This window comes from Rhodococcus sp. P-2 (assembly GCF_016598535.1).
Lineage (GTDB): Bacteria > Actinomycetota > Actinomycetes > Mycobacteriales > Mycobacteriaceae > Rhodococcus_F > Rhodococcus_F baikonurensis.
The window spans coordinates 5,795,783-5,809,619 of record NZ_CP066779.1 but is presented as its reverse complement, the minus strand read 5'-3'; the positions used below and the strand labels follow the sequence as shown (position 1 = coordinate 5,809,619).

Below are 13,837 nucleotides of genomic sequence, written 5' to 3'. Positions count from 1 at the left end.
AAAAGTTGATCTGCCACTCAGTCGTCCAGCCAATCCTTCGTCACGGCGGTGGTATCGACCCCGGGTGGCCGGGCACCTGACGGCTGCACAGTCCTGGAACGGGAGAACCGCGGCGCGGGTGCCGCCTGCACTATTCCGTCGGCTTCGACAAGAGTTCCCCGCTGGGCAAGATGCGGGTGCAACGCGGCTTCGGCGGGGCTCAGGACAGGAGCAACACAAGCGTCCGTCGATTCGAACAGCGCTGCCCAGGCGTCTCGCGTGCGCGACGAGAACGCCTCTGTGAACCGTTCTCGGATTGTGGGCCAGCCACTTCGATCCATCTGATCGGGCAACGATTCCGGCGCGATATCCATGCCTTGGAGGAGCGCCGCGTAGAACTGCGGTTCGAGGGCACCGACTGCTACGAACTTGCCGTCCGAACATTCGTATGTGTCGTAGAACGGCGTAGAACCGTCCAGGAGGTTGGTTGCACGTGAGTCACTCCACTGTCCGCTCCCTCGCAACGACCACATCATCTGCGCCAACACCGAAGTTCCGTCGACAATTGCGGCATCGACCACTTGTCCTGTGCCCGAACGCTCTCGCTCGTACAACGCAGAGACGATTCCGAGGATCAAGAACATGGAGCCACCGCCGAAGTCTCCGACGAGGTTCAGCGGAACCGTGGGTTTCTCGGCCGGACCGATAGCGTGCAGGACTCCGGTCAGCGCCAGGTAAGTGATGTCGTGTCCCGCCCGCTGCGCGAGTGGGCCGTCTTGACCCCATCCCGTCATACGTGCGTAGATCAGCCGGCTGTTGAGTTCGGTGCACACGTCGGGGCCGAAACCCAGCCGCTCGGTCACGCCGGGCCGAAAACCTTCCAGGAACACATCGGCTTTCGAGACGAGGGCCCTCACCAACTCTCGGCCTGACTCGGTCTTGAGGTCGGCTTCCACCGACCGTCTCCCACGCAAAAGTTGGTCCTGCTCTCGTGGCGAGATCTCGAGTCCACCAGACGGACGCTCGACTCGAACAACGTCCGCTCCGAGATCTGCAAGCATCATCGCAGCGTGCGGCCCCGGACCCAACCCCGCGAGTTCCAGCACTCGAACACCGTGCAACGGGCCGCTCATCCGATGGAAACCTTGCCTGAATAGCGATCGCGCAGTTTTCCTTTGACCAATTTCCCGGTCGGAGTTCGAGGTAGATCCGTACTGAACACGAGTCGCCTCGGCAGCTTGTACTTGGCGATCTGCGCGCGCAAATGAGAAAGCAGTTCGTCGCGAAGCGCATCGCCGGCTTCGGCTTCGGGGACTGGCTGGACGACAGCCATCACTATCTCCCCCATCTCGTCGTCGGGCAACCCGATCACCGCCGCGTCCAATACCGAGGAATGCTCGATCAGCACGTTCTCGATCTCCTGCGGATAAATGTTCACACCGCCCGAGATGATCATGAAGGACTTACGGTCGGTCAGAAATAGGTAACCCTCCTCGTCCACGAAGCCGACATCACCCGTAGTCGTCCAGGCCGGGTGGGCGGGATGCTGTGCCTCCTGGGTCTTTTCGGGCGCATTGTGATAGTTGAATGGCAACTCGTCACGTTCGAAGTACAGCGTACCCACCTCGCCGGGGGGTAGATCTTCGCCGTTCTCCCCGCATATGTGGAGCACTCCCAGGGCGGCCCGCCCCACCGTGCCCGGCTTTCGCAGCCACTCGTCCGAGTGAACGATGGTCATGCCGTTGAGTTCCGTCGAGGAGTAGTACTCGTCCAGAATCGGCCCCCACCAATCGATCATCTTTCGCTTCACATCGACGGGACACGGTGCGGCCGCGTGGACGGCGAGTCGCAGAGACGACATGTCGTAACGGTCGCGCGTTTCTTGTGGCAGTTTGAGCAGGCGCACGAACATTGTCGGCACCCACTGGCTGTACGTGATGCGATAACGCTCGATGTATTCCAGAGCCTTCTCCGGATCGAACCGATTCATCACCACAACGGTTCCGCCCAGCGCCTGGACCGAGGCGCACGTCCGGAGCGGAGCGGCATGATAGAGGGGCGCCGGGGACAGATAGATGTCGTCTTCGGTTACACCCCAAACACTTTGGTTCATCGCCGTCATCTGATCGCCTGGATCCTGTATCTGACGATTCGGTAGAGCCGGCTTGATGCCCTTGGGACGGCCGGTGGTTCCCGACGAGTACAACATGTCGGCGCCGCGCGGCTGATCCGGGAGCGGGACGTCCGACTCCATGTCAGCCGCCCGGTCGAGGGAGTCGTATCCGTCGAGTTGGCCGCCGAAGGAAAGCCTGGTCACCTGCCGGGGAACGAGTTCGGACAATGTCGCGGCCAGTTCGCTCAGAGCAGCATCGACGATGACTACCTTTGCCTCACAGTCCTCGACGATATATGCACCTTCCGGAGCGGTCAGGTGCCAGTTCACCATCGTCAGGTAGACACCGGAGCGCATAGCCGCCCAGTAGATGTCGAAGACCTGAACGTTATTGGTGGCGAGTACGGCCAGGTTGTCGCCCCGCCGCAACCCGAGTCCGTGGAGAACTCGCGCAATCCGAATCGAATTCGATTCCAGTTGCGCGAACGTCACCGCTTCACCGGTCTCGGCAACGATCACCGCGGCCTTGTCCGGGTTTGTCGCAACATACGCTCCGGGATACATGGTTCACTCCAAGGTTCGTTCGCTGAGGTCTTGTTCACAAAGTTGTTCGTGTGGAGATCATTCGAGAGAAAGCGCGACTTTTCCTACCGCCGTGCGCTCGCTCAACGACGTCAGTGCATCGGCAGCACGCGCCAAGGGGTAGAGGGTGGGCTCAGGCACCCTCAGAGCTCCCGACCGGAGCAGGGGATAGAGCTCCTGCCATTGACGCTGTAGATACCGGGGATCGGTTTTCAGATATTCACCCCATCCTGCACCCGTCACCGAAATATTCTTCAGGAGAAGTCGATTCACCTTGACCGTGGGAATATCACCGCCGGTGAATCCCAAAACGACCAGGCGACCGTTCGGCGCAAGGCTGCGCAGGCTGTCGGTGAAGCGGTCACCACCGACCGGATCGAGAATGATGTCGACACCGCGCCCATTCGTAATCCGTTGGACGCCTTCCTTCCACCCGTCGACCGACACGACGTGCGTTGCCCCGGACTCCGCGGCGATTTTCTCCTTCTCGCCCGTACTCACGACAGCGACCGTCTCCAGACCGAGCGCAGACGCGACATGCAACGCGGCAGTACCCAACCCACCGGCCGCGCCGTGAATCAGGACGGTCTCGCCGGCACGGTATCGCGCACGTTCGTCGAGGGCGAAGTGCGCGGTCAGATAATTCAGGAGAAATCCCGAACCGGCCGAGAGCGAGACCACATCAGGAAGAGCGAAGACATTGGACGGCTCGACCGCAACGGTCTGCTGCCACGAGCCTTCCCCGGTCGTCAGCACGGCCACGCGCCGCCCGGGCACGAAGCCTGACCCTGGCGGCGCGCTCCGAACGGTACCGGCACCTTCAATCCCTGGTACGCACGGTAGTTCGCGCACCATTTGGTAGCCGCCCGTGGTCTGGAGAAGATCAGGGAAACTCACGCCGGCGGTGTGCAAATCAACTACCACCCGTGCGGGATCGACAGGTTCGTCGACATCGACCAACGACAAACCTTCGGGCCCCGTCGCCTCCACCAAGTGGACTGCTTTCATTCAAACTCCTCGGACTGATTCCGGCGACTTCCTCGGCAAACGGAGTCCTCCACAGCAACAGCTTAACGATCGTTAAGTAAGACTCTACGACGACAGGCAATGCCATGGCAATGGCGCTCGACCACGGAACGTCCCGGACTGCAGTCTTCTGCGAGGTTTGCGCAGCCACACCGGCAGAGCGCGGCTTTCGATCAGGTACTCAGTACAGGTAATCCTCGCCGCTGGCGCGGACGGTTATGTCACTGATGCTGATACCCCACGGTTGATCGATGATGTGAACGACAGCGTCGGCCAGGTCGTCGGGCTTGATCAGCCAGTATTCGATGGAGTCGACATCCTTCTGCCCGGGGCTGAGGGTGCCGTCGGCCAGGTGCCCGACGTTCTCCATGTAGGTACCCGCACGTTGACCGGTGAGACCGAGGATCGCGTTCTCGTTGACGATCCAGCTCGCCAAGTTCGTTCCTGTCACACCCGTGGGCTTGACAGTCGTCACCTTGATCTTGCCCTTGGCTTCGATTCGCAGTGAATCCGAGATCGTGGTGACTGCAGCCTTAGTTGCGCTGTAGACGCCGGAACCGTCGACGCCGGCGTTTCCGAAGATCGACGAGATGTTGACGACTTGACCGCGACCCTGCTCGATCATCTGGTCGTATACCGCAGAGATTCCGTTGACGACGCCCTTGATATTGATGTCGATTGCCTTGTGCCACTTCTGCCACGCACGTTCGTGATCGGCGAAATATGCGAGAGGCATGACGCCCGCATTGTTGACGAGTACGTCGAGCGCCCCGTACTCCGAAATGCCGTGCTGCGCCGCAGCGATGACCTGATCCATGTCGGTGACGTCGGCAACCTTGTAGGTGCCGGTGAATCCCGCGGCCGCGATACCGTCGAACACAGTCTTCAGGCCCGCCTCGTTGATGTCCACGCCGACGACTTTGGCGCCCTGCGCAGCCACCTTCTCGGCGATGAGTTGACCGAACCCACCCCCTGCACCGGTGATGAGAATGACCTTGTCCTGCAAGTACTGAGACATAACTGTTTCCTCGTGTTCTGGTTTTCGGATTCGGTGTGGGTCAGACGATGTCGATGGCATCGAGGACCGCGGCGACGGTCCTGCGGTCGCCGGAGACCTCGACGGCAGACCGCCATGCAGATCGGGTGGTCCCCCACCGCAGAAATTCGGTGGCCTGGGTGGTCGCGACGTTCTCCGGCACGTCGTCAGATTCGGTGACGGTCACTCCCCCATCGCCATGAGAGATGACGAAAGTGCGCTCGGTGGCGCCGTTGAGGCGCAGTGCCACAGGCGATGTCAACGCGGTGGCGACAGCTTCGCCGCACATCTGCGGGAGCCCAGCAACCATCCAGTCGATCGCCGGATCGACTGCGGCCGCCACGTCGATCTCACCGTGAGGAATCGGTCCGAACGGCGCCAGAAGATCCGACGTCAAATGGACGAGATGGTCGAACGACACCGCGTCACTGAGCTGATGCAGGCGATAAGTCCCGAGGTCGAGCATCTCGAGTGTGTTGTTGCGAAGCTCCTCTGTCTGCAGCGCGGCCAACGTCGCGAGCCCCGCTTCGGATTGCTCCCGGTAGTAGTCCAGGATCTGCTCGTGCGGTAGATCGGCACGCTCGCGGACGGCAGCGTCGTTGAGCCGCTCGGACTTTCCACTGGGGTTCGACGGGAACACCAGATCCGGGTCGGCGATGAAGTTGAAGAAGAACGCCATGTGACCGATGAGGTCGTGGACGCGCCAACCGTGGCACGCAGTGTCCGCTTCCCATTCGGTGGTCCCGAATTGCTCGGCTATCTTCACGGTATTTTCTGCCAGCGCACGAGCGCCGGCGAGTCCTGCGTCGGACATGGTGGCTCGATTCTTACGAGGATGCGAGGAAAATGGATTTGAGTTGCTGGTACGCCGCAAGCCCTTCGGGACCGAGTTCACGACCCAAGCCGCTGGCTTTGACGCCACCGAACGGTGAGCCCCAGTCGAGGTTGAAGGTGTTGACACCGAACGAGCCTGTCTCGACGCGTCGAGCAATTGCGATACCGCGTTCCTCGTCGGAGGTCCATACAGTCCCACCGAGGCCGTACTCGGAGTTGTTGGCAAGCGCGACAGCCTCATCGACGTCGTCGTATGAAATGACTGACAGCACCGGCCCGAATACTTCCTGCCGTGCGATGGTGCTGCCGTTGTCGACATCGGCGAACACCGTGGGCTGCACGAAGAATCCGGTGTCGAGGTCGGCGGGGCGTCCGCCACCCGTGGTGACAGTTCCGCCTTCCGAGCGTCCCTGGTCGATCAAGGACAGCACACGGTCCTGTTGCCTCGCGCTCACCAACGGGCCGACGAACGTCGACGGTTCCATCGGATCGCCGACCTGCAGACCCTCCGCCATCGCGGTGATGGCGTCGACGTACGTCCGACTACGGCTGCGGGGAACCAAGATTCGAGTCGACATATAACACGTCTGCCCACTGTTGAGCAGGGATGCAGTTGCCAGACCGGTTACCGTCTCCTCGACATCCGCGTCGTCGAGGACCAGGGCCGCCGACTTGCCACCCAATTCCAAAGTAACGGGGCGAAGCATTCCGCCGCACACCGTACCGATGTGTCGACCGGCCGCAGTGGATCCCGTGAACGCGACCTTGTCGATCCCGGGATGCGACACGAGATACTGACCGATCTCCGGTCCGCCAGTCACGATGTTGATGACACCCTCGGGGAGTTCTGCCGCAATGGCGGCCTCGGCCAATATGTAGGAGTCCAAGGTGGTTTCGGGAGAGGGTTTCAGAACGACGGTGCATCCCGCAGCAAGAGCCGGGGCGATCTTGAACATCGAAAGCACAGCCGGGAAGTTCCAGGGCGCGATGGCAGCAACGACACCGATCGGCTCGCGTCGCACGATTGTCGTACCTGGCATCGGTTGGCTGGCCCGTCGTTCTTCGGTAGGCATCGACTCGGCGAGGCCTGCGTAATAGCGCAAAAGTTGGACGGGCGCGGCCCCCTCGGCGAAACGGGCGAGCTCGATGGGCATGCCGTTCTGGTGAGTGACCGCCGCCGCGCGGTCCTCGGATCGTTTCTCGAGTTCGTCGGCGAACCTGCGGATGACACGCGCACGTTCGACAGGGGAAAGATCGGACCAGTCGTTCCGTCGCAATGCTTTTCGAGCCGCTGATACAGCTGCGTCGACGTCCGTCGATACGGATGCGGGGAACGAGCCTATCTGTTGCTCCGTGAAAGGTGATACGACTCGGATGATTTCGGAAGTGTCCGGCGCTCTCCACAGTCCGTCGATGAACAGTGCAGTGCGGTCGGTGAGTGTTGTCATTGTGGCTCCTCCAGGGATGGCGCTCGACGTTGAACCAGCCAACCTGTGTTGATCATCACTGCCCAACAGACGAGAAAATTGACATGATGCGCCAATTTATTTACATTTCGACACATGGCCGATCTGATCAGCGCCTCGTCGCTGACACGACTGCCCGAGTTGATCTCCGAACTCGGCGGAGATCCGTACGAATTCCTCGACCGTGTGGGCGTCGATCCGGCCGTCATCGGCGCGTACGACCACTTCTTGCCGTTCAGTGCCTTGTCCACACTGCTCGGACTCTGTGCGGATGAGTTGGAGGCGCCGGACTTCGCACTCAGACTCGCCGGCAAACAGGACCCGGACATTCTCGGTCCGGTCGCCATCGCGGCCCGCAGTGCCGAGACAATCGGAGATGCATTGCACGACGTCGCCCGATACGCGCACGTGTACAGCCCGGCGTTGGCGGTAGATCTGACAGTCGGCGACACCGAGGTGTCCTACGGGATCGATACCGTGCTGCATCGACTTCCGTATCGGTCCCACGTCGTGGAACTGGCGATGGGCGTGACGCTTCAGACTTTCCGGATGATGGCGGGCCCGGACTTCCATCCGACGCACATCTCGTTTCAACATCCACGTATCTCCGAACTGCGCAGGTACGTAGAGTTTTTCGGTTGTTCTGTCGAGTTCAGCTCGGATCGGAACCTGTTGACCTTTCCGCGCGGAGTCATGCATCGCCACCTCCCCCGGGTGGATCCGATGGCCTACGACTTAGCCGTGCGTTTCATGGCAGGTCGAGATCCGGATGTGGCGTTCCACGACGCGGTGTCGGCTGTCATCGTGCGTTCCCTGCCTGCGGGTGCAGCCACGCTGAAGCAAGTCGCGACTTTGATGATGCTGCACCCACGAACACTGCAGAGACGATTGGCGTTGGAAGGCAAGGCGTTCGAATCACTAGTCGACGATTCACGACGCGAACTCGCTCGCAGTCTTCTCTCGAACAGAGACGTGTCCCTCTCCGAAGTGTCACGCCAACTCGGCTATTCCGAACCGAGCACCCTCACTCGAAGCTGTAAGCGTTGGTTCTCCACAACGCCCCTGAAGAAGCGGAGGGAACTTACCCGCCGCGGCGGTTGACCGCATGAGCCACGACGCCGACGGTTCGAAGGTCGTAGCGGCTCACCACCGGGGGCGTGGGAGATGGGACGAGAACAGATCCGGCATCGCGTCACTGCAACGGTCGGGGAATACCGCCTCTCGCTTTTCCAGAAACGCCGCGATACCTTCACGAACGTCAGCCTGAGCACCGCGAGCATTGATTCCGATGCTCTCGACGCGATGCGCGACCATGGGGTGTTCGACTCCCAGCATGCGCCAGACCATCTGACGCGACAGGGCAACCGATACCGGCGCGGTGTCACGGGTCAGGCTGTGAGCGAGCGCCGTCGCCTCCCCGAGAAGATCTTCGCGCGAATGCAGTCGGTAGACCAACCCGGCCGAAAATGCTTCCGCGGCAGTGAAGATCCGTCCGGAGTAGATCCAGTCGAGGGCTCGCTGGAGCGGAACCAGTTTCGGCAGCAACCACGACGAACACGACTCGGGCACGAGTCCTCGCCGATTGAAGACGAAACCCATCCTGGCGTCGTCGGCGGCCAAGCGAAAGTCGGCCGCAAGAGTCATGGTGATGCCCACGCCGACGGCCGGTCCGTTGATGGCCGCAATGATCGGCTTCAATGAATCGAACATCCGCAGGACGACGCGTCCGCCACCGTCCCGACGTAGATCGACGCCGTCCCGACGTGAATCGTCACCGTTCGCGCCATTTCCGTTCGACTCGGCGCTCCATTCGGAGAACGTCTCTGCTCCCGAGGACAGATCTGCCCCCGCGCAGAACGCACGGCCCGCTCCCGTCAGGATCACCGCACGCACAGCGTCGTTCGCGTCGGTGGCGTCGAACGCTTCGATGAGCTCGTTTTCCATCGTCGTGGTGAATGCGTTCAGCTTGTCCGGTCGATCAAGGGTGATCACGGCGATACCGTCTTCGATACTCATCGATATGTTTTCCACAGGTCCCTCTTTTCTCTTGGTGGCGATTAGCGAACGATAATCGCCAGTTCTGCCCATATACGCAGTTCAAGGCGGTTTCTTTCCATCAGGTGTGTGCCGCGACTGTTCGGCTCTAAGCTGGGCAGGACGCAGGCACCGAGGAAATGAGAAGGAACCGAACAATGAGTGGGGCGAAGACTGTCGTTGTCCGGCAACTCATACTCGATTCCGCTGTCCGAAACATGAACGAGCGCGGCTATCACGGGACGTCCATGCGAGACATCTCCGCCGGCGCCGATCTCACTGTCGCGTCCATCTACCACCATTTCAAATCGAAGCAGGAAATACTTCAGGAAATCATGATTCGGGCGCTGCACGACGCCAACAGCATGACCCGTAGTGCACTGCTGCGCTCCGGCGGCGATCCGAAAGACCAACTACAAGCACTCGTCCGCGCTTGGGTCATGTTCCATACGACCAGGCGCGAAGACGCCCTCGTAGGAGCGACCGAATTGCGCAGCTTGGACGAATCGGGGCACCGTCTGGTCGTAACCCTGCGTGACGAGCAGGAAAGCATGTTTCGCGACGTCATCGAGCGCGGAATTGAAGAAGGTACTTTCCACACTCCATTTCCCCGGGATGCCGTGCGCGCCATTATCAACATGGGGCAGCAGGTCTGTGTGTGGTGGCGCGTCGACGGACCGATGAATGCGGAAGATATCGCGTCTCGCTACTGCGCATTGGCGACCGCGATGGTCGAATCAAGCTGAGCTGGGCGACACCTCCGCCGAGAAGGGCTGAAAGCACGTAGGGCTGCAACGCCGCAGGGCCGAAGCCACGAAATGCCGTCGATGTGCGAGACCAGCGCGCCTCGACGTGCGTCCGCACACCCACTGCTCGAATCGGTATCCCCATTCCTGAGATCTACATCACTGACGAATCATCATCTCAGGCGAACGATCGTTTGGCAACAGATTCCGGATCGCACGGCACATCCGGAGAAATCCGCTGCAAAAGTGCACTTTTCTCGACTATTGACATTTAACGATCGTTAGGTCAATGATGGCTCGCAGCCGAACGATCGTTTGGCAAATTGGAACGAAGGAGTGCGGGCAACATGAGCACCTCCGCATTGCCACGCGCGACACTGCGCACCTCGCCGACTGCCTCGAGGTGGACGCCTTCGCCACCCGAATGTCCGAGCGCTTCCCGTAGGGCAACGATGGCGAGATATGACTTCTCGTATCGAAGATCGCACTCGCACTTGGATATTGCGTCGTCTGCACACCGAACTTGCCGCAACTCACGTCCTGACCGAACTCACCTGAACGACCCCACAGAGAGCGAATCGCGATGACCAACAACACCGAATCTGCGGTGGAGCGCCCGGGCAGATCTCGGCGCGCGTCCTTTGCAGCCGCGATCTCCACTTCCCTGGAGTGGTACGACTTCTTCATCTACGCGACTGCCGCTGCGCTCGTGTTCAACTCGACTTTCTTCGCCACCGACAGCGAGGTGGTCGCTGCAATGAGTTCGTTTGCCACCGTCGCAGTCGGATTCATCGCCCGTCCCATCGGTGGAGTGCTCGCCGGTCATTTCGGTGACCGGTACGGACGAAAGCCCGTGCTCGTTGCCGCCGTGGTCCTGATGGCTGTGGCGACCTCCTTGGTCGGTTTCGTACCCAACACCAATGTCGTGTGGCTTGCCCCGGCCATCCTCGTGACGCTGCGAATCTGTCAGGGCTTGGCCGTGGGAGCACAGTGGGGCGGAGCCGTATTGCTTGCCACCGAGAACGCACCGGCAAACCGCCGCGGGCTCTTCGGTAGCTTCGCCCAACTCGGTGTTCCGATCGGTGTGGTGCTGGGCAATATCGTGTTCCTGGTTCTGACAGCAACTCTCGCGGCTGATTCGTTCCTTTCGTGGGGATGGAGGATCCCGTTCTGGATCAGCTTGATCATGCTTCCTGTGGCATTCCTCATCCACCGCTATCTCGAAGAGACGCCCGAGTTCAAAGCGCTCGCTGAAAAACTGGCCGAATCGCCGGTAGTTCGGAAATCCCCCATCCTCGAAGTTCTCAAGAAGAACCCGGGCACCGTCCTAGCTGCAGCGGGCGCCAATGCCATCGGCGTGATTTTCTTCTACACGATGATCACCGGGTCGGTTCAGTTCGCGACCACCTACCTGGAGATACCGCGGTCGACGGTCCTCACCTACATCCTGATCGCATGCGCAATACAGATTCCCCTGGTTCCGCTGGCGGGATACCTGTCCGACCTCTACGGTCGCAAACTCGTCTTCGGCCTCGGCACCGCAGCCATGATGCTCTGGGGTATCCTGATGTGGCTGATGATCGGTGGGTCCAGCCCGGACACGATCTGGCCGTTTGCCGTCGCGGTTATCGTCGGAGTGGTGGCAATGTCCCTCCAAACCGGTACGCAGGGAACGCTCTTCGCTGAACTGTTCCCACCGGAGATTCGATTCTCGGGCGCTTCACTCGGCTATCAGATCTCCGCAATCATCGGGGGTTTCGCGCCGATGATCATGGTGATGCTGATCAACGGCAATCCGGACAACGCATGGAAAGTCGGTTCCTTCCTCGCCGCTGCCGGTGCCATCGGATTGATCTGCCTCTACGTGATCGTTCGCCGATACTCCGGACGCTCGCCAGTCGTAGGCACACGAGTGGAGACTGCGAACGCTCAGTACGCATCGTGATTCAACCGGGGGGTGAGTGGTCTCGATGCCACTCCCTCCCGGTTTTCGGGCACGAGAAATGACTGTCGGTCACTGCCGATAAAGTGACCTCCACACGTCGACGTGTCCTTCGTCGACCGGGAGCGCAGGTTCGAGGAGTGTGTCGGTAGCGGTGGCAGTGGAATCTTCGGTGCTGCTCGAGTGGTACTCCGATACGGCCCGTGATCTGCCGTGGCGACGCGAGGGCGTCAGTGCCTGGCAGATCCTGATGAGCGAGATCATGCTCCAGCAGACGCCGGTGGTGCGTGTCGCGCCCATCTGGGAAGAGTGGGTGCAGCGCTGGCCGGTTCCGTCGGCGATGGCGGCGTCGAGTCAGGCAGAAGTGCTTCGCGCTTGGGGCAAACTCGGTTACCCACGACGCGCGCTGCGGCTTCACGAATGCGCGGGCGTCCTGGCTGCCGAGCACGGTGACGTGGTGCCCGAAGATGTCGACATCCTGCTCTCGCTGCCGGGGATCGGTTCCTACACCGCCCGCGCCGTGGCGTGCTTCGCCTACGGACAGCGAGTGCCGGTGGTGGACACCAACGTACGACGCGTTGTTGCACGGGCCGTTCATGGCAACGCCGAACCAGGCAATCCGTCCAACACACGCGACCTGGCCGATGTCGCGGCGCTGCTGCCGCGGACGCGAGCGCGCGCAGCCACCTACAGCGCAGCTCTCATGGAACTCGGCGCACTGATCTGCACTGCGCGGACGCCGAACTGCGAAAACTGCCCGTTGCCGAACTGCGCCTGGGTCGCTTCGGGCAAACCGGCACACACCGGACCGCCCAAGAAGGTGCAGAAGTTCGCGGGAACCGATCGCCAGGTACGAGGAAAATTGATGGCCGTTCTTCGTGAGAGTCACCGTCCGGTCGAACGCGCGCAACTCGACATCGTCTGGCCGAACGATCCGGGTCAGCGTGACCGCGCACTGCATTCCCTGCTCGTCGACGGACTGGTCGAGCAGACGGATGACGGCCTGTTTGCGCTGGCCGGAGAGGGTACGGCTTAACCGACTCGCATCGGGTTGCATTCTTCGGCTGCGGGTTCGTCGGCCTGAGGCGGTGCGACGTCCGGATCAGAACGCCGCAGTGCAGCAGGAACGGCAGGTACCGCCGGGTCGCAAGGGGTCAGAGCCGGAATCGGTAGGGCGGCGCCGGGCGGAGGTCCACTGGTCGAGGTCGCCGGCTCCGCGCCGACGTTCGGGCGATCCGTGGACACCGCGCGCGGCCCGTCTGGAGACAGCGCGATCAGCAACCCCGTCAGCATGAGCAGAAGTGGCAGGACTATTGCCGCCGCCCACCGGATCCTGTTGACGGGCCGGACAGCCATGCCGCCACCGGACCGAACGTCAGCTCCCCGATCGGCCGCCACCAGCGCAGCGCCAATCGCGAGTTGGGTCCGCTCGCCGAGAAACAGGAAGCCGAGACCTGCCAGTTCAGCGGCTTCGGCGGACGGCTGCCGAGACTCTTCCTTCACGAGCATCGCGACGAGCATCTTGGGCACCGGGTCTCGTTCGGCGACGAGGAGGTCCAATGTCGCAGCAAATGTCGAGCTGTCTGCAAGCAACTCGGCGGTGTCGTAACGGTGCGCCGAGTCCACGACACCGGCACTCGGGTCGACGGCCGCGATCACGGTCTCACCGCCGTCCGGCCAGAACACGAGAATCGACGAAACACCATTCAGAGCGTCGACCGCCCGCAGGTAGGCGAGCCGAGCGTCGAGACCGTTGACCAACTCCACGTTCTCGAAAGAACTGGAGGACAACGAATCCGGAACGAGGTCACGCACGTCCGCACGCTCGCACATAACCCCGACGACTGTGGGACACAGATTCGAGCGCAGGGCCCGGCCGGTGGCGACCTCGGCAGCGGACGCGAGCGCGCGTGCCGACGCCTGCGGAGAGGGAACGGTCCCGTCTGCACCCCAGGGGTGACGGAACTCGTCGATCGAGCCCAGAAGGGGTGTGTCCGCATCTACGAGAGCTGTTGAAATTGAATCGTTTTCGAATACAACGCCCAGGCTTTCACGCACTGGATCCTCCATAGACTGTTG

At 61.4% G+C, this 13,837-nt stretch carries 12 protein-coding genes; 4 read left to right on the top strand and 8 right to left on the bottom strand.

Features of this window, described 5'->3' with window-relative positions:
- Positions 1-17: 17 nt before the first annotated feature.
- The 6 genes from I7X09_RS27060 to I7X09_RS27035 all read right to left on the bottom strand — a co-directional run bounded on the left by I7X09_RS27060 (position 18) and on the right by I7X09_RS27035 (position 7,018).
- The gene (locus I7X09_RS27060) at positions 18-1,112 is read right to left on the bottom strand and encodes a CaiB/BaiF CoA transferase family protein (protein ID WP_200314578.1); all 1,095 of its coding nucleotides are present in this window, start codon (positions 1,110-1,112) and stop codon (positions 18-20) included.
- Positions 1,109-2,656 (bottom strand): acyl-CoA synthetase, encoded by a 1,548-nt coding sequence (locus I7X09_RS27055; protein ID WP_095970868.1) that lies wholly within the window; start codon positions 2,654-2,656, stop codon positions 1,109-1,111. The genes I7X09_RS27060 and I7X09_RS27055 overlap by 4 nt, the downstream gene beginning before the upstream one ends.
- A 57-nt stretch (positions 2,657-2,713) precedes the next feature.
- Positions 2,714-3,682 carry an NADPH:quinone oxidoreductase family protein gene (locus I7X09_RS27050; RefSeq protein ID WP_200314576.1) on the bottom strand — a complete coding sequence of 323 codons (969 nt, stop codon included), beginning with the start codon at positions 3,680-3,682 and terminating at the stop codon, positions 2,714-2,716.
- Between the two features lie 199 nt (positions 3,683-3,881).
- Positions 3,882-4,718 (bottom strand): SDR family oxidoreductase, encoded by an 837-nt coding sequence (locus I7X09_RS27045; RefSeq protein WP_166810836.1) that lies wholly within the window; start codon positions 4,716-4,718, stop codon positions 3,882-3,884.
- Between the two features lie 40 nt (positions 4,719-4,758).
- On the bottom strand, positions 4,759-5,550 hold the full coding sequence (locus I7X09_RS27040) for a maleylpyruvate isomerase N-terminal domain-containing protein (protein WP_200314574.1): 792 nt from the start codon (positions 5,548-5,550) through the stop codon (positions 4,759-4,761).
- Positions 5,551-5,563: 13 nt separating this feature from the next.
- A complete protein-coding gene (locus tag I7X09_RS27035; RefSeq protein ID WP_124568942.1) occupies positions 5,564-7,018 on the bottom strand; it encodes an aldehyde dehydrogenase in 1,455 nt (484 codons plus the stop codon).
- 114 nt (positions 7,019-7,132) lie between these two features.
- Here I7X09_RS27035 and I7X09_RS27030 point away from each other — a divergent pair, with 114 nt between their 5' ends.
- Complete coding sequence (locus tag I7X09_RS27030) at positions 7,133-8,137, top strand: AraC family transcriptional regulator (RefSeq protein WP_200314572.1); 1,005 nt, start codon at positions 7,133-7,135, stop codon at positions 8,135-8,137.
- A gap of 42 nt (positions 8,138-8,179) precedes the next feature.
- Here I7X09_RS27030 and I7X09_RS27025 read toward each other — a convergent pair whose 3' ends face one another.
- Positions 8,180-9,052, bottom strand: a complete 873-nt coding sequence (locus I7X09_RS27025) for a crotonase/enoyl-CoA hydratase family protein (protein WP_442800581.1) — start codon at positions 9,050-9,052, stop codon at positions 8,180-8,182.
- A gap of 176 nt (positions 9,053-9,228) precedes the next feature.
- On the opposite strand from I7X09_RS27025, the gene I7X09_RS27020 reads away from it, so the two are divergent.
- The 3 genes from I7X09_RS27020 (at position 9,229) to I7X09_RS27010 (ending at position 12,794) form a co-directional block, all read left to right on the top strand.
- Complete coding sequence (locus tag I7X09_RS27020; protein ID WP_095970861.1) at positions 9,229-9,816, top strand: TetR/AcrR family transcriptional regulator; 588 nt, start codon at positions 9,229-9,231, stop codon at positions 9,814-9,816.
- 583 nt (positions 9,817-10,399) lie between these two features.
- Positions 10,400-11,761, top strand: a complete 1,362-nt coding sequence (locus I7X09_RS27015; protein WP_200314568.1) for an MFS transporter — start codon at positions 10,400-10,402, stop codon at positions 11,759-11,761.
- Positions 11,762-11,912: 151 nt separating this feature from the next.
- Complete coding sequence (locus tag I7X09_RS27010; protein ID WP_124568945.1) at positions 11,913-12,794, top strand: A/G-specific adenine glycosylase; 882 nt, start codon at positions 11,913-11,915, stop codon at positions 12,792-12,794.
- Here the strand turns inward: I7X09_RS27010 and I7X09_RS27005 are convergent.
- Positions 12,791-13,816, bottom strand: a complete 1,026-nt coding sequence (locus I7X09_RS27005; protein WP_234036728.1) for a hypothetical protein — start codon at positions 13,814-13,816, stop codon at positions 12,791-12,793. The genes I7X09_RS27010 and I7X09_RS27005 overlap by 4 nt on opposite strands.
- Between the last annotated feature and the right edge of the window lie 21 nt (positions 13,817-13,837).